At 72.8% G+C, this 21,400-nt stretch carries 19 protein-coding genes and 1 tRNA gene; 9 read left to right on the plus strand and 11 right to left on the minus strand.

The window, feature by feature from the left end; genetic code table 11:
- Positions 1-99: 99 nt before the first annotated feature.
- Positions 100-1,131 carry a rod shape-determining protein gene (locus ACFPP6_RS10440; protein WP_382039405.1) on the plus strand — a complete coding sequence of 344 codons (1,032 nt, stop codon included), beginning with the start codon at positions 100-102 and terminating at the stop codon, positions 1,129-1,131.
- A gap of 168 nt (positions 1,132-1,299) precedes the next feature.
- A complete protein-coding gene (locus tag ACFPP6_RS10445) occupies positions 1,300-1,755 on the plus strand; it encodes a tellurite resistance TerB family protein (protein WP_058045579.1) in 456 nt (151 codons plus the stop codon).
- 112 nt (positions 1,756-1,867) lie between these two features.
- Here the strand turns inward: ACFPP6_RS10445 and ACFPP6_RS10450 are convergent, their stop codons facing one another.
- The gene (locus ACFPP6_RS10450; RefSeq protein ID WP_382039407.1) at positions 1,868-2,974 is read right to left on the minus strand and encodes a type III polyketide synthase; all 1,107 of its coding nucleotides are present in this window, start codon (positions 2,972-2,974) and stop codon (positions 1,868-1,870) included.
- Between the two features lie 124 nt (positions 2,975-3,098).
- On the minus strand, positions 3,099-4,376 hold the full coding sequence (locus ACFPP6_RS10455) for a cytochrome P450 (protein WP_382039410.1): 1,278 nt from the start codon (positions 4,374-4,376) through the stop codon (positions 3,099-3,101).
- 435 nt (positions 4,377-4,811) lie between these two features.
- Here ACFPP6_RS10455 and ACFPP6_RS10460 point away from each other — a divergent pair, with 435 nt between their 5' ends.
- The 4 genes from ACFPP6_RS10460 to ACFPP6_RS10475 are packed head-to-tail and all read left to right on the plus strand — an operon-like array spanning position 4,812 to position 7,844.
- Positions 4,812-4,997, plus strand: a complete 186-nt coding sequence (locus ACFPP6_RS10460) for a hypothetical protein (protein WP_058045576.1) — start codon at positions 4,812-4,814, stop codon at positions 4,995-4,997.
- Positions 4,994-5,776: a hypothetical protein gene (locus tag ACFPP6_RS10465; protein ID WP_382039414.1), complete on the plus strand. Its 783-nt coding sequence runs from the start codon at positions 4,994-4,996 to the stop codon at positions 5,774-5,776. Before ACFPP6_RS10460 ends, ACFPP6_RS10465 begins: the two co-directional genes overlap by 4 nt.
- The gene (locus ACFPP6_RS10470; protein ID WP_382039416.1) at positions 5,773-6,690 is read left to right on the plus strand and encodes a DUF6895 family protein; all 918 of its coding nucleotides are present in this window, start codon (positions 5,773-5,775) and stop codon (positions 6,688-6,690) included. The genes ACFPP6_RS10465 and ACFPP6_RS10470 overlap by 4 nt, the downstream gene beginning before the upstream one ends.
- Positions 6,687-7,844 (plus strand): serine hydrolase domain-containing protein, encoded by a 1,158-nt coding sequence (locus tag ACFPP6_RS10475; protein ID WP_382039419.1) that lies wholly within the window; start codon positions 6,687-6,689, stop codon positions 7,842-7,844. The genes ACFPP6_RS10470 and ACFPP6_RS10475 overlap by 4 nt, the downstream gene beginning before the upstream one ends.
- Here ACFPP6_RS10475 and ACFPP6_RS10480 read toward each other — a convergent pair.
- The 5 genes from ACFPP6_RS10480 to ACFPP6_RS10500 all read right to left on the minus strand — a co-directional run bounded on the left by ACFPP6_RS10480 (position 7,746) and on the right by ACFPP6_RS10500 (position 14,005).
- Positions 7,746-8,633 (minus strand): LysR family transcriptional regulator, encoded by an 888-nt coding sequence (locus tag ACFPP6_RS10480; protein WP_382039422.1) that lies wholly within the window; start codon positions 8,631-8,633, stop codon positions 7,746-7,748. The genes ACFPP6_RS10475 and ACFPP6_RS10480 overlap by 99 nt on opposite strands.
- Positions 8,634-8,887: 254 nt before the next feature.
- Complete coding sequence (locus ACFPP6_RS10485) at positions 8,888-10,480, minus strand: dipeptide ABC transporter ATP-binding protein (RefSeq protein ID WP_382039425.1); 1,593 nt, start codon at positions 10,478-10,480, stop codon at positions 8,888-8,890.
- On the minus strand, positions 10,477-11,463 hold the full coding sequence (locus ACFPP6_RS10490) for an ABC transporter permease (protein WP_382039427.1): 987 nt from the start codon (positions 11,461-11,463) through the stop codon (positions 10,477-10,479). Before ACFPP6_RS10490 ends, ACFPP6_RS10485 begins: the two co-directional genes overlap by 4 nt.
- Positions 11,463-12,404, minus strand: coding sequence for an ABC transporter permease (locus ACFPP6_RS10495; protein ID WP_382039430.1), 942 nt, complete (start codon positions 12,402-12,404; stop codon positions 11,463-11,465). Before ACFPP6_RS10495 ends, ACFPP6_RS10490 begins: the two co-directional genes overlap by 1 nt.
- A gap of 14 nt (positions 12,405-12,418) precedes the next feature.
- Positions 12,419-14,005, minus strand: coding sequence for an ABC transporter substrate-binding protein (locus tag ACFPP6_RS10500; RefSeq protein WP_382039433.1), 1,587 nt, complete (start codon positions 14,003-14,005; stop codon positions 12,419-12,421).
- Between the two features lie 247 nt (positions 14,006-14,252).
- On the opposite strand from ACFPP6_RS10500, the gene ACFPP6_RS10505 reads away from it, so the two are divergent.
- Positions 14,253-15,275 (plus strand): TauD/TfdA family dioxygenase, encoded by a 1,023-nt coding sequence (locus ACFPP6_RS10505; protein ID WP_382039436.1) that lies wholly within the window; start codon positions 14,253-14,255, stop codon positions 15,273-15,275.
- Here ACFPP6_RS10505 and ACFPP6_RS10510 read toward each other — a convergent pair.
- A complete protein-coding gene (locus ACFPP6_RS10510) occupies positions 15,247-16,038 on the minus strand; it encodes a 4'-phosphopantetheinyl transferase family protein (RefSeq protein ID WP_382039438.1) in 792 nt (263 codons plus the stop codon). The genes ACFPP6_RS10505 and ACFPP6_RS10510 overlap by 29 nt on opposite strands.
- Positions 16,035-16,907, minus strand: coding sequence for a metallophosphoesterase family protein (locus ACFPP6_RS10515; protein WP_382039440.1), 873 nt, complete (start codon positions 16,905-16,907; stop codon positions 16,035-16,037). The genes ACFPP6_RS10510 and ACFPP6_RS10515 overlap by 4 nt, the downstream gene beginning before the upstream one ends.
- Positions 16,908-17,144: 237 nt before the next feature.
- On the opposite strand from ACFPP6_RS10515, the gene ACFPP6_RS10520 reads away from it, so the two are divergent.
- Together ACFPP6_RS10520 and ACFPP6_RS10525 are read left to right on the plus strand one after the other, a co-directional pair.
- The gene (locus ACFPP6_RS10520) at positions 17,145-17,903 is read left to right on the plus strand and encodes a thioesterase II family protein (protein ID WP_382039443.1); all 759 of its coding nucleotides are present in this window, start codon (positions 17,145-17,147) and stop codon (positions 17,901-17,903) included.
- A 96-nt stretch (positions 17,904-17,999) separates the two neighbouring features.
- A tRNA-Thr gene (locus ACFPP6_RS10525) sits at positions 18,000-18,073 on the plus strand.
- Positions 18,074-18,155: 82 nt separating this feature from the next.
- On the opposite strand, the gene ACFPP6_RS10530 is transcribed toward ACFPP6_RS10525, so the two are convergent.
- Together ACFPP6_RS10530 and ACFPP6_RS10535 are read right to left on the minus strand one after the other, a co-directional pair.
- Complete coding sequence (locus ACFPP6_RS10530) at positions 18,156-19,883, minus strand: alpha/beta hydrolase (RefSeq protein WP_382039446.1); 1,728 nt, start codon at positions 19,881-19,883, stop codon at positions 18,156-18,158.
- Positions 19,884-20,132: 249 nt separating this feature from the next.
- Positions 20,133-21,350 (minus strand): DNA polymerase III subunit delta', encoded by a 1,218-nt coding sequence (locus ACFPP6_RS10535; protein ID WP_382039449.1) that lies wholly within the window; start codon positions 21,348-21,350, stop codon positions 20,133-20,135.
- Positions 21,351-21,400 lie beyond the last annotated feature (50 nt).

Below are 21,400 nucleotides of genomic sequence, written 5' to 3' on the forward strand. Positions count from 1 at the left end.
GGGCGGTTTCCCGTCCAGCCGCGCACGATGAGCCCAGGGACGCCCGGCGGCGGCGGCCCTCCCCCGTATCCCGACCGCCGCTCCAGGGGAGGCCCTGCCATGACGTCCTTCAGTCTTGAGCAGCTGCGGCGCTGCACCGTCGCCGTGGACCTCGGGGCGGCCCGCACCCGGGTCTACCTCCGCGACAGCGGCCTGATCGTGGACGAGCCGTCGATCGCCGCGGTCAACACCAGGACCGGCTCGCTGATCGCGGTCGGCACGCTCGCCGAGGGCATGGCGGGCCGCACCCCGGCCCACATCAGCGTCGTCCGCCCGGTCTCCGGCGGCACCGTCGTCGACGTCGAGATGGCGCAGCGGATGCTCCGCAACCTCGTCAGCGACAAGGTGCGCCGCGCCTGGCGGCGCAAGCCGATGCTGCGCGCCGCGGTCTGCATCCCGCACGACGCGGATCCGCTCGCCCGCCGCGCGGCCGTCGAGACCCTGATGGGGCTGGGGACGCGGCGCGTGGAGCTGGTCGACACGCTGATCGCCGCCGCCGTGGGCTGCGGGCAGCCCGTCGAGCTGCCCGAGGCGACGATGATCGTGGTCTGCGGGGCGGCCTCCACCCAGGTCGCCGTGCTGTCGCTGGGCGCGATCGTGGCGGCGGAGAAGGTGCTGGTCGGCGGGGACGCCATGGACTACGCGGTCGTCGAGCACCTGCGCAGCCGCCACGAGCTGATGCTGCCCACGCAGGGGCTGCACCCGCTGCACCTCGCACTCGCCGCGGACCCCATGGAGGAGAGCGCGGAGGTCCGCGGCCGGGACGTGGCGACCGGCCTGTCCCGTACGGTCATGGTGAGCACGGCCGACGTCCGCGAGGTGATGCACACGCCGCTCACGGCCGTGCTGGACGCGATCGGCCGCGTGCTGCGCTCCTGCCCGCCCGACCTCGTGGCGGACCTCGTCGACCGCGGGGTGATGCTCGCGGGCGGCAGCGCGGTGCTGCCGGGCCTGGACCGGATGATCGCCGATGCGACGGGGATGACCGTGCGCATCGCCGACCAGCCGGACGTCTGCGCGGTGCTCGGGCTCGGCGCGATGATGGAGGGCAAGGTGCAGCCGCTGCACCTGGATCCGCTCGCTTCTTCGTAACGAGCCTCGCTTCTTCGTAACGAACCTCGCTTCGTCGTAGCGAGCCTCCCTCCTTCGCAACGAACCTTTCGCGCCACTTCTCTCGCTGATGTGTCACTTTGGGAACTTCCGTACCCCTCTCCCCCGTTCTCCCCACACACCCCCGTTATGTATGAGGAGAAACGGCAAATGGCGCTCTGGGACCGGCTCAAGGACTCCGCGACGACGATGCAGGGTCAGCTGGTGGCGAAGAAGAACGAGCTGAAGAGCGGCGCGTTCCGTGACGCGAGCATGGCCATGTGCGCCCTGGTTGCGGCCGCCGACGGCTCGATCGACGCCTCGGAGCGGCAGCGCGTCGCCTCGCTGATCGCCACCAACGAGGTGCTGCAGAACTTCCCCGCCGACGACCTGCAGGCCCGCTTCAACGACTACTGCCAGAAGCTCACGGCCGACTTCGACTTCGGCAAGGTCAGCGTGATGCAGACCATCGGCAAGGTGCAGAAGAAGCCGACCGAGGCCCGTGCGGTCGTTCAGATCGGCATCGTCATCGGCGGCGCCGACGGCGACTTCGACAAGACCGAGCAGGCCGTCGTCCGCGAGGCGTGCTTCGCGCTGGGCATCAACCCGGCGGAATTCGACCTCTGACGGGCGACCGGCGACGGGGGCGGGGCCGGCACCAACCGGCCTGACCGACCGGCTCGGCCGACTGGTTCGGCCAACCGGCTCGGCCGGCCCGTTCGACCCGACCGGGCGCCCGTTACGCGGGCTGCGGCATCGAGCGGCCCGGCGCCTGCCCCTCCCTCTCGCCGCCGCCCGCCGCTCTGCTCCACGTGCCCAGCGAGATCTCGGCGGTGATGCCGGGGCCGAAGCCGGCGATGACACCCCGGGCGTCGTGCGCCACCCCGCCGTCGGCCCACAGGCGCTCCAGTGCGTCGAAGATGACGGCGCTGGCGATGTTGCCCCGCTCGGTGAGCGTGGCCCTGCTGTAGCGGAACCACTCGGGCGCGAGGTCGAGGTACTTGCACAGGTCGTCGAGGATCCTCGGCCCGCCCGCGTGGACGATGTAGAAGTCGAGCTCGGAGACGTTCCAGTCGTGGGGCTCGGCCATGTCGCGCATGGCGGGGGCGAGCATGGCCATCGTGCCCGGGACCCGCTTGTCGAGCAGGAAGTGGAAGCCGGTGTCGCGGACCGCGTAGGAGATCCAGTCCTCGGTGTCCGGCACCAGGTGGGAGCCGTTGCGCTCCAGGCGCACGCCTTCGCCGCCCTCCCCGCGCACCACGGCCGCGGCGAGGGCGTCGCCGAAGAGGCCGTTGGACAGGAGGTTGCCGACGCCGAGGTCGGTGGGCTGGTAGAGCAGCGAGCAGAACTCGCAGGCCACGATGAGGGCGTTGGCGCCGGGGTAGGCGGTGCAGAAGTCGTGCGCGCGGTTGATGGCGGCGCCGCCCGCGGCACAGCCGAGCTGGGCGATGGGCAGCTGTCTGGTGGTGACCGGGAAGTCCATGGTGTTGATGAGCCAGGCGGTCATGGACGGCATCATGAAGCCGGTGCACGAGACGTAGACGATCAAGTCGATGTCGCGCGGCGTGAGTTCGGCGTGCTCCAGGGCCCGCCGGACGACTGCGGGGACCCGGGCCTTGGCCTCGGTCTCGTAGAGGTTGTTGCGCCAGGTGAGGCCGGGGTGCTTGAGGGTGTCCTCGATGGGCTGGAGGATGTGCCGGGTCTGAACTCCGGTGTTGCCGATGAGCCGCAGGGCCAGCGGCAGCTGTGGGTGGTCGGCGTGCAGCGTCCGAGCCAGCTGCAGGGTCTCCTCCATGGTGATGACGTGCTCGGGTACGGCGATGGCCGGTCGGCAGAGCGTAGCCATGACTGCCTCCTTACCAGGGACTTACCGGTCCAGGGGACTGACCGGTGGACTTACCGGGCGCCGGTTCCGCCGCCCTGCGCGGGCGGTGGGCCGGGCGCCCCGTCGGTGCGCCGCGCCGGCCGCTCTACCAGGCGACGGGCAAGGCGAGGGGGAACCGCCAGATCGATCCGGTGTTCCACCGCACCTCCTCCGCCGGAACGGCCAGGCGCAGGTCGGGAAAACGGGTGAGCAGCGTGCCGATGGCGACCTGGAGCTCCATGCGCGCCAGCGGGGCCCCGAGGCAGTGGTGCGTGCCGTGGCCGAAGGTGAGGTGGGCAGGGGCGTCCTGCCGCTCGAGGTCCAGGTCGTCGGGGCGGTCGTAGACGAGCTCGTCGCGGTTGGCGGCGAGGTACGAGACGTGGACGGTCTCGCCCGCGCGGATGGTGACGCCGTCCAGCTCCACGTCCTCCGTGGCCTGGCGGGGGATGCCCACCCCCTGCCGGTACGGGATGAAGCGCAGGAGCTCCTCGATGGCGGCCGGAAGCAGCTCGGGACGGGCCCGCAGGCGGGCCAGCTGCTCCGGGTGGGTGAGCAGGGTGTAGATGATGTTGCTGATCTGGTGGGCGCTGGTGTTGTGGCCGGTGACGAGCAGGAGCATGCCCATCACCGCGACCTCGCGGGCGTCCAGGAACTCGCCGTCCTCGCGCACCGCGGCCAGGGCGCTGAGCAGGTCGCTGCCGGGGTGACGGCGGCGCGCGGCGGTCAACTCGGCGAAATACGCGCGGAGTCCGGCCTTCCCTTCGGCGGCCGCCGCGCAGTCGGGGGTGCCGGGGGACATCATCGCCGTGGCCCAGCGGCGCAGCGGGGCACGGTCCGGCCCGGGGACGTCGAGCAGCTCGAAGACCGTGTTGAGCGGGAGGGGGGCGGCCAGCCAGTCGGAGACGTCGGCCGGGGAGCCGTGGTCGGCCATGGCGTCGAGCAGGCCCTCCACCGTGCGCCGGGTGCGCGGGCGCAGCTCCTCGACCCGGCGGTCGCCGAAGGCGCCGGCCATGAGGCCGCGCAGGCGGCTGTGGGCCGGCGGGTCCATGAGGTTGATCGACTCGGCGTGGTCGACGAGATCGGGCGTGACGGGCGGCAGGCCGCGGCCGATCAGGGCGGCGCGGCTGAAGCGGGGGTCGGCGGTGACCGCGCGGACGTGCCGGTGGCCCGTCACGAGCCAGGCGGCGCCGGAGGACGGGCCGCCGGCTCCGGGCGCCGCGGAACCCCCCGGCCCGTCCTCCGCGGCATCGCCCGCGCCGTCCCCCCGGGGCATCGGGATGCGGGTGATCGGCGGCTCGCTGCGCAGCCGGGCCAGGAAGGGGTCGAACTCCAGGGCCTCATCGTGACGGAACGGACAGGTCCACACCGACTCGGAGGTGGTCATCGAAGACTCCCATCCCAAGGGCCCCGCCCGGGTGGCGTGCCAGCTTATTTTCAGACCATGCCGCACCAGGTACCCCGCCACACCCCAGCCTTCGCAGTTCACCCGAATGGTGGAAATTTCGGAGAATCACCCGTCGCATCCCCCACTTTTCCCTTCTTTCTCACCACTCCCCCAGGCTCCGCCCCGGCTCCCCTGCGCGCGCCCTCGGCTTCACCCTGGCGCCCTTGATCCCTTCCTGGCGCCCCTCATTTCTCCTTGGCGCCCCCGATTCCCCCGTGAGTGCCCTTCCCCTCCGCCATGCGCCCCAACGGACGGCTCGCCGCGGGCCCCGGCGTGTCCCGAGCTGCGGAACCCAAAAGTCATGCTTAGCCTGATTTTTCAGACATCACTTATTAAGTGATGACAATCCCGACCGCATCTCCTCAAGGAGGCGCAATGCTCGCCCAAGAAACCCTCCGACCCCTTGCCAATCCGGCCGGAACGGCCGCGATCGGCTCCCTGATGGTGGAGCCCGAAGCGGCCGTCAGCGGGGCTCCACTGCCCGCGCCGGAGGCCGCAGGCTTCCTGCTCGCCCTCCTCCTGCTGTCGCCCAAGGAGCCGAAGGAGCCGAAGGGCAAGTGAGTTCCCGTGCGGCCTACGCCGCGGCGGCCGACGAACTCGCGTCCCGCGTCCTCCGTGCCCTCCGGGGCGCGGGGGGCGCAGCGCTCGTCGCCCCGCACCTCGACAGCAGCTCGCCCGACGCACTCGCGGCCCTGGCCGCCGTCCGGGTGATCGGAGCCGACACCTTCACCCCCCACGTCCTGACGGGCGTTCCCTTCCACGCCGCCGACGCGGCCGCCGTCGCCCGCTCGTTCGAGACCTTCCCGGTGCCGGGCAGCGGCCCCTCCGCCCGCACCGACGAACGCACCGCAGCCTGGCGCGACTGGGCGACCGCTCAACTCCTGGCCCGTACACGCGGCTACGCCGGCGGCCACCCCGTGGCCACCGTCCCGCCAGAGGCCGGCGACGACCTCACCGACACCACCGACTGGCAGCGCTGGTCCGTCCGCATGGCCCAGCTCGCGCCCCTCGCCACCCCCTGCCTGGACGGGCCCGTACGGGACGCCGCCCGCGGCGCCGCCCTCCCGCTGGGCCGCGGGCTGACCCGGTCCGTGCTGCGCCGCGACTTCCCCACCGCCGTCCGCCTGTTGCGCTGGCTCGCCCTGCTGCGGCACGACGGCATCGCCCTGCCCCTGGAGCCCGAACCCGTCCTCGACCACGTGCGCCTGCTCGGCGGTGCGAGCCCGCGCACGGCGCTCGACCTGGCGGTCGCCGCCCACCTGCTGGGCGACGGCACCCGCACCGGGAGCCGCGCGGACTCCGACAACGCCCCCCAGCCGCCCCCGGAGGCGCCGGCATGACGATTTCCGCCCCCGTTGCGACGGCCGCCCGCGCCATGGCCGACCGCGCGCTGTCCTGGCTGCACGCCCACCGCGCGCTCGGCGCCCTGCCGCCCGGCACCACCGAGGAGCTCACCGACCCCGACGGCGTCTACAAACCCCTGGGCGAGAGCACCCTCGCCGCCTCCATCATCCTGCGCGACGGCATGGCCGGTCCCGGCCGGCTCGCCGCCGCACAGAGCCTGATGGACTTCACCTGGATGCAGCTGCGCAAGGGCGACATGCTCTACGAACGCCAGCTGCGGCACACCCTGATGACCGACCCGCTGGAGATGTACGCCCACTTCGTGCGCTGCGGCTACCGCCACGCGGAGCTGGACCGGCTGCTGGCCCACCGCGCGCGGCTGCGCTCGGTGCACAACGTCGAGCTGCTGCCCAACCGCCGCCTGGCCGTGGCCAACGCCGCCCGCATCGCCGGGCTCGACCACGGCGAGGACTTCGGGGCACTCGCCCGCACCACCTGGCTGGGCGCCACCCCCGAACCGTGGGCGATCAACTGGATCACCGCCTACGCGATGACCCACACGGTCTTCCACCTCACCGACTGGGGAGGCCGGCCCGAGGGTCTGCCGGCCCCCCTCACCTCGTACGTCCGCACCTGGCTGCCGGTGTGGATCGACATCTGGCGCGAGGTCCAGCAGTGGGACCTCGTGGCGGAACTCCTCATCGTGGGCGCCTCCTTGTCCGAGCCCTACTGCAATCCGGACGACTGGGAGGCGATGGCCGCCCTGCAGCACGAGGACGGCCTGGTGCCCTGCGACGGCGACCCGGTCGACGACGACCCGGCCCGCAAGTTCAAGGAACACCAGCACACCACCGTCGTGGCCGCCGTGGCGGGCTCCATCGCCCTGGCCAGGGCGGCGCGAGAGCAGTGACCCCGTCCCTGCAGCAGACCGTCCATGACAGCGAGAGTGTTCCCGGCATCCCGCTGAACGCCCTGCTCCTGCCCCTGCCCGACACGGCACGGGGCGCGAGCGCCGTCGCCGTCGCCGCCGTGCGCGGCGACGAGCGCATCGTGGTGTGCAGCGGGCCGGCCGGGGAGGACACCCGCTTCGAGGCCGGCTCGCTCACCAAGACGTTCACCGCGCTGCTGCTCGCCGAGCTCGCCGCCCGCGGCGAGGTCCGCTACGACGACCCCCTCGACCGCTACCTGCCGCCCGGCGCCCGGCGCGACCCGGGCCCGGCCGTCACCCTCCTCCACCTCGCCACGCACACCGCGGGCCTGCCGCGCCTGCCGCCGGGCCTGTTCGCCCGCTCGGTGCGTACGGGCTGGTTCCGCAACCCGTACGCCGCCTTCACCACGGACGACCTGCTGGCCGCGCTCCCCCGCACCCGGCTGCACCACCGCCCCGGCACCCACGTGCGCTACTCCAACTACGGCGCGGCCCTGCTCGGCCTCGCCCTGGCCCGCGCGGCCGGCGGCGGGCCCGACGACTATCCGGCGCTGCTCGGCGAGCGTGTCCTGCAACCACTCGGCCTGGCCGACACCGACTGCGACCCCACCCGCCCCCAGGTCCTCGGGCACTGGCACGGCAGGCCCCGGCCGCCCTGGCTCATCCCCGGCATGCCCGCCGCGGGCGCCCTGCGCTCCAGCGCGCGGGACCTGCTGCGGTGCATGACGGCGCTGCTCGCGCCGGAGGCCGCCGCCCCGCCGAGCCTCCGGGTGGCGCTCACGGAAGTGCAGCGCCCCCGGCTGGCGCTGCCGCGCACGGGCCACCGCATCTGCCTCCTGTGGAACCTGCGGGTGCGGCCCGGCGGCCCGCTGCTGCACCACTCCGGGGGCACGCGCGGCTGCACCGCCTTCGCCGGCTTCCTGCCCGGCCGCGGCGCCGCCCTCGTGGCACTGGCCAATGCCGCACCGGCCCCGGCGGCGCCCTTCGTCCAGGCGTCGTACGCGGCGCTGTGCGGCCTGGACCGGACGGAGCGGCGGTCAGCCGCCCGCGACGTGCCGGGTGACGGTGGCCGCGAACTCCTGGGCGGCGGGCGCGAGGGCCGACCACTGCCGGGCGGCCCAGCCCACGTCGAGTGACGGGATGCCGGTGACGGGTATCAGCCGGGCCGCGCCGGACGGGCTGACCAGCCCCGGCATGGCCGGTATCAGGGCGTGCCCCAGGCCCAGCTCGGCCAGCAGCAGCGCGGTGTCCCAGTCCGTGGCGCGGGTGGTGGAGCGCGGGGAGAGGCCGCCGGGGCCTAGCACGTCCTCCACCCGGCGGCCGGAGCTCGTCCCGGCGGGCGGCCGGATGAGGCGCGTACGGGCGAGGTCCGCCGCGCCGAGCGCGCTCTCGGCCGCGAGCGGGTCGCCGGGGTGGACGGCCAGCACCCACTCCAGGCTGATGACCGGGCGCAGTTCGACGCCCTGGGCGTCCTCGGAGACCGTCACCCAGGCCAGGTCCACCGCCCCCGACCGCAGGGCGTCGATGCAGCGGTGGCTGGAGCGCTCGGTGTGGAACTCCAGCCCCACGTCCGGGAACCGCCTGCTGTACTCCTCGATGGCCGCGCCCATGAGGTGGCGGATGGTGGTGGCGCCGGTGGCGATGACGACGCCGCCGCCGTGGCCGGTGCGCAGCTCCTCCAGCGTCCGCAGGCCCTCGCCGAGGGCGGTGAGCCCGTCCGAGGCGGCCCGCTGGAGGATCCGGCCCGCCGCCGTGGGCACCACGCCCCGCGGCTGACGCTCCATCAGTGACAGCCCGACCTCCTTCTCCAGGCGCCGCACGTGCTGGCTGACGGCCGACTGACTGCAGTTCATCTCGCGGGCCACGGCACTGAGGTTGCGGGCCTCGCACACCATGACGAACACCTTCAGGTCATCTAGCGTCACGCCGCCACGATACAAGCTCAAGCTTGGGTGGATCGAGTCAACTCATAGGATTGACTTGGTCCGTGGGTGACCGTCATGATCTACCTGAAAAACGGCGGCAACCTGTCCGCGGCTTCACACAGCAGCACACAGTGCTCCGTTGCTGCGCATGCACGGCAACGGGCCGAGGCGTCGCTGCGGACAGGTGTCGACCAGCTCCCGGTCGACCAGCCCCCGCCGGATCGCGGCCCGCTTTCCGAGGCCCCGCGCCCCCTTCAGTGCAGCACCGGAACGGCCTCCAGGAGCTGCCGCGTGTACGGGTGCTCCGGCGCCTCCCACACGCGCTCGACCGGTCCCCTCTCCACGACGCGCCCTTCCTTCATCACCACCACCTCGTCGCACAGGTAACGCACAACGCCGAGGTCGTGGGTCACGATGCACAGGGCCATGTCCCGCTCGGCGGTGACCTTGCTCAGGACGTCCAGGATCTGCGCCCGGACGGAGACGTCCAGGGCGCTGACCGGCTCGTCGGCCAGGAGCACGGACGGGCGGGGCGCCAGGGCCCGGGCGATGGCGATGCGCTGCCGCTGACCGCCGGAGAACTGGTGCGGATAGCGGGCGGCTGCCTCCGCGGGCAGGCCCACGTCGGCGAGGAGCTCGGCCACGCGCGCCGTGGCCGTGGGCGAGCGCCGGTCCGGGAGCGGCTCGGCGATGATGTCGCGTACGCGCATGCGGGGGTCGAGGGAGCCCATGGGGTCCTGGAAGACCACTTGGAGTCCATGGCTACGGCCGGGGGTTTGCCGCTCGCCCCGGACCATCACGTGGTCGACCGTCCCCGACGTAGGGTGGTCCAGGCCCGACAGCAGCCGCAGCAGGGTGGTCTTCCCCGATCCGGACTCGCCGACCACACCGGTCCGCCCGCCCGCACGGAGGTCCAGGTCCAGGCCCTCCAGCGCCGTGAAGTGCGTGCGCGGCGCGAAGAGGCCGCGGCGGGGGCGGGCGTAGCGCCGGGTCAGGCCGCGGGCCTTGAGCAGCGTCCGCGGCTCGGCGGGGGCCGGAGGGCGCGGGGCCGGGACGGTCAGGTCGGATGCCTTCAGCAGGGTCCGGGTGTAGGGGTGCTCAGGGCTGCGCAGCACTTGCTCGACGGGCCCGCTCTCGACGATCTCCCCGTCGTACATCACCAGCACGCGGTGGCACACGGACGCGACGAGCGCGAGGTCGTGGCTGATGTAGAGCACCGCCGTGCCGCGCTCGTCGGACACGCCCGTTACGAGGTCGACGATCTCCTTCTGGACCGTGACGTCCAGGGCGGTGGTCGGTTCGTCGCAGATCAGCAGGGCGGGGTCGGTCGCGAGGGCGCCGCCGAGGACGGCGCGCTGGCGCTGGCCGCCGGAGAGCTGGTGGGGGTAGGAGCGGGCGGCCCGGGCGGGGTCCGGCAGGCGCAGCCGGTCCAGGAGCCCGACGGCGGCGGCGTGGGACGCGGCCCGGCCGGGGCGTTCGCTCCGGGGGCCGTGCAGGCGCAGTGCCTCGGCGACCTGGGGGCCCACCTTCATCACCGGGTTGAGGGCAGTCATCGGCTCCTGGAACACCATGCCGGCGAGCCTCCCGCGTACGGTCGACAGCTCGCGGTCCGTGGCGCCCAGCAGGTCGAACGGGACGCCGTCCAGGCGCGCGCTGCCCCCGGCCCGCAGCCCCTCGCCCAGGAGGCCCAGGAGGGCGAGGGCCGTGAGGGTCTTGCCGGAGCCGGACTCGCCGATGATGCCGACGCGCTCGCCCCGGTCCACGGTGAAGCCGACGCCCCGCACGAGCGGCCGCTCGCCCGCGTCGACGGTGAGTCCGTCGACCTCCAGCAGCCTGCTCGTGCTCACCGGACACCTTCCAGCGTGGGGTCGAAACGGTCCCGCAGGCCGTCGCCGAGGAGGTTCAGGCCGAGGACGGCGGCCGCGACGGCGAGCCCGGGCCACAGGCACAGCTCGGGCTTGTCGAAGAGGAGCTCCTGCGAGTCGAGCAGCATGCGGCCCCAGGACGGGGTGGGCGGCGGGGTGCCGAGCCCGAGGTAGGACAGCGCGGCCTCGGCCAGCACGGCGGTCGCGAAGGCCACCGACGCCTGGACGATGACGACGTCCCGGATGTTCGGCAGGACGTGCCGCACGGCGATGGCGGCGCGCGTGCGCCGCGCGAGCCGGGCGGCGTCGACGTACTCCGCGGCCATGACGCGCAGCGTGGCGGCCCGGGCGACGCGGGCGAAGCCGGGGGCGGAGGCGATGCCGATGGCCACCATGGCGGTCAGCGTGCTCGTGCCGTAGACCGCCGCCAGCATGATGGCGAGCAGCAGCGCGGGGAAGGCCAGCAGGAAATCGCTCACTCTCATCAGCAGCGCACTGAGCGGACCGCCCGACATGCCTGCGGCCACCCCCATCGGCACGCCGATGACGACGGCGAAACCGACGGCGACGATGCCGACGAAGACGGTGGTGCGGGCACCGGTCATCAGCCGGCTGGCGACGTCGCGCCCGAACTGGTCGGTGCCCAGGAGGTGCTCGCCGCCGGGCGGCAGCAGCCTGCGGGCGGCGTCCACGTGCGTCGGGTCGTAGGGCGTCCAGACCAGGGACAGCAGGGCCAGGGCGAGGACGAGGGCGACGAGGACGCCTCCGGCGGTGAGGGTGGGACGGCGGGCGAGCCGCCCGAGGAGGCTCCTGGACCGACTGGACCGACTGGACCGGCCTGGCCGACCGGGCCGACCGGGCCGACCGGGCCGCCGCCGCACCGGCGCAGTCGCCGGTGCGAGCGCCTCCGGCCCTTCGGGCCTGTTCCCCGGCGGGTTCTCGGGCAGTTCCATCGGCGGCTGCATCAGCGGCTCCGCAGGCGCGGGTCGAGCAGGTGGTAGAGCAGGTCGGTAACGACGTTGACCACGAGCACGGCCACGACCAGGACGATCACCACGCCCTGGACGACCAGCAGATCGCGGTCGGCGACGGACTGCAGCAGCAGGTCGCCCAGCCCCGGGATGACGAAGACCCGCTCGACCACGACGGCCCCGACGAGGACGGTGGACAGCTGCAGTCCGAGGACGGTCAGGACGGGCACCGCCGCATTGGGCAGCCCGTGCCGCCACAGCGCGGCCCGGCGCCGGCGCCCCTTGGCCCGTGCCGTGCGCAGGAAGTCCTGGTGCAGGACGGTGAGGACGGCGGAGCGCACGTAGCGGGTGAGCACCGCGCCCTGGACGAGCCCGAGGGACAGGCACGGCAGGACGAGCTGCCGCGCCCAGGCCGCGGGGTCCTCGGCGAGCGGGGTGTACCCGCCGGCCGGCAGCGCCCCGGCCCGGACCGCGAAGACGTAGACGAGCAGGATGCCCGCGAGGAAGGCCGGGATCGCGATGCCCGCCTGGCTGAGCGCCGACAGCAGCGCGCCGGCCGGCCTGCGGTGCCAGGCGGCCGCCAGCACGCCCGCGGGCAGCGCGAAGAGGACCGCCACGAGCATGCCGCCGAGGGCCAGCCAGCAGGTGACGCCGAAGCGGTCGGCGATCCGGGGGCCGATGGCGTCGTGGCTGATGTACGAGGTGCCGAAGTCGCCGTGCAGCAGGCCCTGCGCCCAGTCGGCGTACTGGACGACGAGCGGGCGGTCGGTGCCGAAGGCGTGGCGCAGTGCGGCCAGCTCCGCCTCGCCGGCGTTCGTCCCGAGGACGACCTCGGCCGGGTCGCCGGGCAGGACGGAGAGGAAGGCGAAGACGACGAAGCTGGCGATCACGGCGCTGACCAGCAGCGACGCCGCTTTGCGCAGGTACACCCGCATGCCGGGGCCGCTTCCTACTTCTTCTTCGCCCAGCGGACGTTCGCGAGGTCGAGGCCCTCGCCGACCTGGTTGACCGGCAGACCGGTGACGTCCTTGTCGGCCACCATCAGGTTGGGCATCAGGTAGAGCCAGTCGGCCGCGGCGTCGTCGGAGAGCAGGCGGGCGGCCTCGCGGTAGCGGGCGGCCTCGTCCTCGGGCCGGCCGGAGTCGGCGTCCTTGAGGAGCTTGGCGTAGGCCGGGTTGCCGTAGCGGAAGTAGTAGCCGGGGTCGGCGAACGTCCACAGGTCGCGCGGCTCGGTGTGGGCGATGACGGAGAGGTCGTAGTCGGCCTTGTTGTAGACCTCGGACAGCCAGCGGGCGGGGAATTCGAGGGGCTCGATCTCCGCCTTGAGCCCGACCTGGTCGAGCTGGGACTTCACGACCTGCGCGGCGGACATCGCGTACGGCATGTTGGGCACCCGGAACTTCACGGTCCGGCCCTCGGCGCCGGCGTCCTTCAGCAGCTGTTTCGCCTTGGCGGGGTCGTAGGGGTAGCTGCCGGTCAGGTCCTCGTACCAGGGGTCGGTGGGGGCGGCCATGGTGCCGATGAGCTTGCCGTGACCGGCGCGGGAGGTGTCCACGAGCGCCTTGTGGTCGATGGCGTGGCGCACGGCCTGGCGGACCCGCTTGTCCTTGAACGGCTCGCGGGAGTTGTTCATCGACAGGACGACCTCGCCGGTGGAGGAGCCCTCGATGGTCCGGAAGCGGTTCTTGTCGGAGAAGCGGGACAGCGACTCGGGGGCCTGGACCGTGCCGACGACGTCGATGCCCTTGGTGAGCAGGGCGTTGTTCATGGCCCCGGCGTCCTTGAAGTACTTCAGCGTGACCTTGCCGAGCTCCGGCTTGCTGCCCCAGTAGGAGCCGTTGCGCTCGAGGACGATGCGGTCGCCGCGGCGGCGCTCGGCCAGCTTGAAGGGCCCGGTGCCGACGGGGTGAGTGGCGAGGTCGGCGACGCCGGTGCGGCTGAACATGGCGCCGATGCGCGTGGTCATGGCGTAGAGCCAGCCGTTGCTCGCGTGGTTCAGCGTGACCTTGACCGTGTGGTCGCCGGTCTTCTCCGCCTTGTCGACGACGTCCATCTGGCGGGCCGTCTTCAGCTTCCAGTCCTTCTTCACCCGCTCGATGGAGAACACCGCGTCGTCGGCGGTGAACTCGGCGCCGCTGGTGAACTTCACACCCTTGCGGAGGTGGAAGGTGTACGTGCGGCCGTCGCCGGAGCGCTCGTAGCGCTCGGCGAGCAGGGGCTGGATCTTCCCCTGCTGGTCCACCCGGACCAGGCCCTCGTAGATGCTGCCCAGCGTGGCCTGTGGAACGGCGGCGCCGTCGGTGGTGGTGAAGTCGAGGCTGGCGGGCTCGGCGATGAGGCCGATGGCGAGCGCGTCGGACGGGCCGGAACCGGAGCTGCCGCCCCCGGAGCCGCACGCGGCCGCCAGGGTGCCGGCCAGGAGGGCGCAGCCGGTCGCGCGGGCGGTACGCCGCAGCGCCGCTCCGGATGCCGCCCTGGACGATGCCCGGGAGGCCGCTCCTGACGCCGGCCCTGACCTGACGGTTGACTTGGCCACTGTGTCTCCGTGTCTGTGCGTCCCACTGCCGTCTTTTCTTTCTGCGTCGCCGTGCCTTCCCGGAAACTAACCACCGGCGCACTCCCCGCACCATGGAAGGGCGCGAAGGTGATCGAGTTCACGCGCAATCGCGACACTCCGCCCCCGGTGCAGCGGCGCCAACTCCATTGACCCTGCGCGGGCTTCGATTCATGATCGATGTGCCGCACACCTGCCGCAAGCGCCGAGAATCCCGAGTGGAGTCCGTATGCCTGCACCGTCCGCCGATGCCGAGACCGCCGCCGTCCTCACCGAGCCCGTCACCGGACCCAGCGCCTGGCGGGCTTCCGACTTCACCGGTGAACACGACTGGACGGTCGTCCTCACCCCTGAGGAAATCGGTGAGTTGCAGACGGCACTCACCGCGGTGAAGAGCCGCGGACTTCCGCTCGAACAGCTCACCGTCGACGACTTTCCCCTTCCGGTTCTCGGCAAGACGTTCGAAGCGGCCGTCCACGACCTGGAGTTCGGGCGCGGATTCACGCTGCTCCGCGGTCTTCCGGTGGAGACCTGGTCGCCGGAGGAGGCCCGTCTGGCGTACTGGGGCATCGCCCTGCACCTCGGCACGCCCGTATCGCAGAACGCGGCCGGGGAATTGATCGCGCACGTGAAGGACTACGGGGAGGGCGAGGTCACCGAATCCGCCACCCGCGCCTACCGGACCCGTTCCGAGCTGCCCTTCCACACCGACAGCTCCGACATCGTGGGCCTGCTGTGCCTGCGCCAGGCGGGCGAGGGCGGCGTCAGCACCCTCAGCAGCTCCATGACCGTCCACAACCACCTCCTCGCCCACCACCGGGAGCTGCTCGGCCTGTACTACCGGGGATTCGTCTACGACCGGCGCACGGAAGAGGGCTCGGACGAGCTCCCGTACTACCGGAACTCCGTGTACGGCTATTTCGACGGGCAGTTGAGCTGCCGCTTCTATATGACCCACTACATCGACTCCGCGGTACCGAAGTCAGGAATCCCGCTGAGCGGGATCGAGCAGCACGCCCTGCGGGTCTTCCAGGACGTCGCGGGCATGGACGAGCACCGCGTCGAGATGACCCTGCGCGCCGGCGACCTGCAGCTGCTGAACAACAACGTTGTCGTCCACGGCCGCTCCGCCTTCCGGGACGAGCCGGGCCGGCGCCGCGACCTGCTGCGGCTGTGGCTCAACACCCGCCACGCCCGGAACCTGCCGGAGGGCTTCGCCGCCTTCAGGCACGGGATGCCGCGGACTCGCTGACCTGCGGGCCGCCCGCGGGCCGCAGCCCCCGGGCGGGGGCGGGGAGGGCGATGGCGGTGAGCACGAAGCCGTCGCCCGCGGCCCACCGGCCGGTGAAGCCGCCCAGCCGGACGCCGCCCACGACGGGGCCGGGGACGAGGAGCCGGGCCGAGAAGGTGCGGGCCTCCGGGTCGATCTCCAGCTCCGCCTCGTCGAAGTCCAGCTCCTGCCCGGTCAGCGGGTACCAGGTCTTGAAGACGCTCTCCTTGGCGCTGAACAGCAGCCTGTCCCAGTGCACACCGGGCCGCTCCGCGGCGAGCCGCTGGACGGCCGTACGCTCGGACGGCAGCGAGATGACGCGGAGGACGCCCTCCGGGAGCGGGCCGTTCGGCTCGGCGTCGATGCCCACCGACGCCAGGGCGTCCGCCCGGGCCACGACGGCCGCCTGGAAGCCGTCGCAGTGCGTCATGCTGCCGACCACGCCGCCGGGCCACTGCGGAGCACCGCGCCGGTTGGGGACGAGGGGCACGGGCGGAAGGCCGAGCCGCCCCAGCGCCCTGCGCGCACAGGCCCGTACGGCCGCGAACTCCTGCTGCCGCTTGGGCACGGCGCGGGCGACGACGGCCGCCTCCTCGGGATAGAGGCCGAGGGGATCCCCGGGGAAGGTGCCGAGGGGCGCGGAGGCGAAGACAGAGGCAGAGGCGGAGGCAGAGGCGGACTGCTGCGGCGGAACGGCGAAGCTCTCCTCCGCCACGGCCTCCGCGGGCAGGATCTCCTCGATCACGACCAGGTACCCCCCGCGCCGTCCCCCACGCGCTCGCCGGCCGGCCGGGGCAGGATCTGCCGCAGGGGCTTGCGCGGCGGACGCGGCCGCCACTCGCGCGGATAGCCGATGGAGACCTCCTCGAACCGCACTCCGTCGTGCCAGGTGACCCGGGGGATGTGGAGGTGGCCGTAGACGGCCGCCGCCGCCCGGAAGCGGACGTGCCAGTCCGCGGTCAGCTCGGTGCCGCACCACTGCGCGAAGTCCGGGTAGCGCAGGATCCTGGTGGGCTCGCGCACCAGCGGCCAGTGGTTGATCAGGACGGTGCGGTGGACGGGATCGACGGCGGCCAGGCGGCGCTCGGTGTACTCCACGCGCGCGTGGCACCACGTATCGCGGCCGGAGTAGGGCTCGTGGTGCAGGAAGTGCTCGTCGGCGCAGACGACTCCGGCCTCGTAGGCCCGGCGCAGCGACTCCTCCTTGGTGTGCGCCCCGGGCACGCGGAAGGTGTAGTCGTAGAGCACGAACAGCGGGGCCACGGCGACCGGGCCGCCCTCGCCCTCCCACACGGGGTACGGGTCCTCGGGGGTGGCGACGCCGAGGCTGCGGCACAGCTCCACCAGGCGCAGATAGCGCTTCTCGCCGCGCAGGTCGACCGGATCCTGCGGGTGGGTCCACAACTCGTGATTCCCGGGCGCCCAGACGACCTTGGCGAATCGCTCGGCGAGCAGGCGCAGCGTCCATTCGATGTCCGCGTACTGCTCACCGACATCGCCCGCCACAATGAGCCAGTCGTCGTCGCTCTCGGGCCGGAGCGTTTCGACGAGCGCGCGATTCTCTTTGTAGGCGACGTGCAGATCGCTGACGGCCAGCAGTTTTCCGTTGGGCACTGTGTGTCCTTCTCGCGTCCTTCTCGACGAATCCCTTGTCCAAACCGGAACACCCGTGTGTTCCGGAGCACTTCGGGCCGGGACGACGTATGTCTGCACCCTGCAAGGGAACCTAATACGCCGGGGGTGCCAGAAGGAACCCCTACCGGCCACGAGCCTGCCCCTACGGACGCCCGACGTATCCTGCCCGGGACCCGAAAGGCAGCAACTGAACGGCTCCGAAGGGAAAACAGCACGATGACCATGTCCCCCGCTGACAACCAAAAGTGGATTCGCCGATTCCATCCCGCGCAGGACGCTCCGGTGCGCCTCGTGTGCCTGCCGCACGCCGGAGGGGCGGCGAGCTATTTCTTCCCGGTGTCGAAGGCGCTCTCGCCGGCGGTCGACGTGCTGGCTGTCCAGTACCCCGGCAGGCAGGACCGGCGTACGGACCCCTGCATAGAGAGCCTGGCCGAACTGGCGGACCTGACGACCGAGGCCCTCCTCCCCTGGACCGACCGCCCCCTGGCCCTCTTCGGCCACAGCATGGGCGCGACCCTGGCCTACGAGGTGGCCCTGCGGCTGGAGGAGCGGGGCATCAAGCCCACCGTGCTCTTCGCCTCCGGCCGCCGCGCCCCCTCGCGCCACCGCGAGGAGACGGTGCACCTGCGCGACAAGCAGGGGCTGGTCCAGGAGCTCCGCGCGCTGAGCGGCACCGACACCCAGATGCTGGACAACGAGGAGGTTCTGCAGATGGTCCTGCCGGCGCTCCGCGCCGACTACCGGGCGATCGAGACCCACCGCGCCCGCCCCGGCCTCCGCGTCAACTGCCCCGTCCACGCCCTGACCGGCGACGACGACCCCAAGGCCACCGTCGACGAGGTCCAGGACTGGGAGCACCACACCACCGCGTCCTTCGCGATCAGCGTCTTCTCCGGCGGCCACTTCTACCTCAACGACCACGCGCAGGAGATCGTCGGCCTCATCTCGGACGCCATCGCGGCCCCGGCCCGCTGACCACGGAAGACCCCGCTGACCACCGTGTACGGAGCACCCCTCCGGAGTGTGTAGACTTGGGCGCGCTGCTGAAGCCGGTTCCGGATCAGGCAGCTTGCCGCCTTAGCTCAGTTGGCCAGAGCAACGCACTCGTAATGCGTAGGTCGCGGGTTCAAATCCCGCAGGCGGCTCCGCCAAAGCCCAGGTCACACCTTGTGTGACCTGGGCTTTTCTGGTTCCTGCGGGTCTCACGGACCGTGCGGGCCCCGGACCTCAGGAGCACTTCCGGCCCGCCGGGGGCGGGGTCGAGGTCAGCAGGTAGGTGTTGATCGCGTTGTCGATGCAGGCGCTGCCCCGCGTGTACGCCGTGTGGCCGTCGCCGTCGTAGGTCAGCAGGCGGCCGGAGGAGAGCTGGGAGGCCAGCGAGCGGGCCCAGACGTAGGGGGTGGCCGGGTCGCGGGTGGTGCCGATGACGAGGATGGGCGCGGCGCCCTCGGCGGGGATGCGGTGCGGGTTGCCCGTGGCCTGGACGGGCCAGTATCCGCAGGTCAGGGCCGCCCAGGCGAGGGAGGTACCGAAGACGGGCGAGGCCTTGCGGAAGGCGTGCATCGCGTTGCGGACCTCGGCCGGGGAGCGGAAGGCCGGGGGGAGGTCGAGGCAGTTCACGGCCGCGTTGGCGTACATGAGGTTCTGGTACGTGCCGCGGGCGTCGCGCTCGTAGTACGCGTCGGACAGCTTCAGCAGCGGGGCGCCGTCGCCCATGAAGGCGGACCGCAGTGCGGTGCGCAGCAGACCCCACGCCGCCTCGTCGTACATGGCGGAGATCACACCCGTCGTGGCGAGGCTCTCCGTGAGCTTGCGGGACTTGCCGGTGGCCAGGGGCGTCGCGTCGGCCTTCTTGAAGAGCGCCGAGAGGCGGTCGCCCGCCCTCGCCGGATCGGTGCCGAGCGGGCAGTCCCTGCGCCGGGCGCAGTCCTCGGCGAAGGAGTCGAAGGCCGTCTGGAAGCCCGCGGTCTGGTCGCGGTTGACCCGCTCCGAGTCGAGGGCCGGGTCGAGGGCGCCGTCGAGCACGAGGCGGCCGACGCGGGAGGGGAAGAGCCCGGCGTAGGTGGCGCCGAGGAACGTGCCGTACGAGGCGCCCACGTACGTCAGCTTGGCGTCGTCCAGGACCGCGCGCAGGACGTCCATGTCACGGGCGGCCTCGATCGTGGACACGTGGCCGAGGAGCTTGCCGGAACGGGCGGCGCAGCCGTCGGCGAAGTCGGAGTACGCGGCGACCAGTTCCCCGGTCTCGCCGGCGTCGTCGGGGGTCTGGTCGACCTCCGTGTAGCGGTCCATGGCCGCGTCGGACAGGCACGTCACCGGCTCGCTGCCCGCGACGCCCCGGGGGTCCATGGCCACCATGTCGTAGTGGGCACGGACGGCGGCGGGATAGCCGATGCCCGCGTAGCGCTGGAGATAGCCGACCGCCGAGCCGCCCGGCCCGCCCGGGTTGACCATGAGGGAGCCCAGGCGCCCGGCGTGGCCCGCGCCGGTGGCCTTCTTGCGCGAGACGGCGAGCTTGAGGTCGTCGGCCTCGCGGGGGTGGTCGTAGTCCAGCGGGGCCCTCAGCGTGGCGCACTCGAAACCGCTCGTGCGGCAGGGGTGCCAGGTGAGCTTCTGCGCGTAGTAGCGCTGCAGGGCCGGGGGGACGGCGGCCGGCAGGGGGGCGAGCAGCGGGGCGTCCCCCGGCGGCCTGCCTGCGCCGCCCAGGCCCCCCAGAGAGCCCAGGGCGCCTCCTTGGCCGAAGCTCCCGAACCCGGGGAGGCCGCGGTCGTCCCGCCCCTCCCCCGCGCGGCCGTGCCGGCTCCCTGCGGGCGAGGGCTGCCCGTCGCCCGCGCCGTACGCTCTCGGCGCCGCCGTCGCCCGCGGCGAGGTGTCCCCGAGGGCGGAGCCGGAGAGCAGCAGCGCCGCTGCCGCGATGACGGTGCCGGAGGTACGGAGCAGGCGGCTGGAGTCCATCGGCTGGTCCCTTGTCCCTCTGCGTGGATGCATGGCTGCATGCGTGGAGTGCCGCTGCACGGACGGAGGCGTGGGGCCGCCGGCAGCGAGGAGGAGCTGAGCATCACGCGGCGTCACGGAGAATCACTGCGTACCGACGGAGCGTATCCGCACCCCTGCGGGCTGCCGCCAGTCGCCGGGCCCAGGAGGCCTCATATGAGTGAGAGTGCGTAACCGGACGCGTGCCCGGTCCGGGCGGGTCCGCGGCACTCAGCCGGCCCGCAGCGCCATCGTCATCGCCTCGACCGCGAGCAGCGGCGCCACGTTGCGGTCCAGCGCCCGCCGGCAGTCGATGATCGCCTCGATGCGGCGCAGCGTCCGCTCCGGGCCGGACGCGGAGGCCACGCGCTGCAGCGCGTCCTGCATGTCCGCGTTGGCGATCTCCACGCGCGAGTGGAGCTGCATCGCCAGGACGTCGCGGTAGAAGCCCGTCAGGTCGACCAGGGCCAGGTCCAGGCTGTCGCGCTGGGTACGCGTGCTGCGGCGCTTCTGGCGGTCCTGCAGATCCTTCATCGCACCCGCCGTGCCGCGCGGGAGACGGCTGCCCGTACCGGCCGCCGCACCGAGCGCCGCCCGCAGCTCCTCGGTCTCCTTGGCGTCGACCTCCTCCGCGACCTGCTTGGCGTCCTCGGCGGCCGCGTCGATCAGCTCCTGAGCGGCCTTCAGACAGCCGCCGACGTCGTCGACGCGCAGCGGCAGCTTGAGCACGGCCGCGCGGCGGGCACGGGCCCGCTCGTCGGTGGCCAGGCGGCGGGCCCGGCCGATGTGCCCCTGCGTGGCGCGAGCCATCCGCTCGGCCAGCTCGGACTCGATGCCGTCACGCCGGGCGAGGATCTCCGCCACGGCGGCCACCGGCGGCGTGCGCAGGGTGAGCAGGCGGCAGCGGGAACGGATCGTGGGCAGCACGTCCTCCAGGGACGGCGCGCACAGGAGCCACACCGTACGGGGCGCGGGCTCTTCGACCGCCTTCAGAAGGACGTTGCCCGCGCCCTCCGTCAGCCGGTCGGCGTCCTCCAGGACGATCACCTGCCAGCGGCCGCCGGCCGGCGAGAGCTGGGCGCGGCGGACCAGGTCACGGGTCTCCTTGACGCCGATCGACAGCTGATCGGTGCGGACGATCTCCACGTCCGCGTGCGTGCCCACGAGCGTCGTGTGGCAGCCGTCGCAGAACCCGCAGCCGGGGGCCCCACCGACCGCCTTGTCCGGGCTCACGCACTGCAGGGCGGCGGCGAACGCCCGGGCGGCGTCGGCCCGCCCGGATCCGGGGGGCCCGGTGAACAGCCAGGCGTGGGTCATCGACCCGCCGCCGACGGCGGCGCCCGACGCGGCCGACTCTGCGGCGGTGACCAGGGCATCCGCATCCCGCGCGGCGGCGGAAAGCTGCTCCGTCACCCGGTCCTGACCGACCACGTCGTCCCACACCGCCATGGCTGTCCTCCGCACTGGTTGTCCTGCGACGTCCATTGTGGGCCACACCA

Origin of the sequence: Streptomyces aureoversilis (genome assembly GCF_042657885.1) — a bacterium.
Classification (GTDB): Bacteria; Actinomycetota; Actinomycetes; order Streptomycetales; family Streptomycetaceae; genus Streptomyces; species Streptomyces aureoversilis.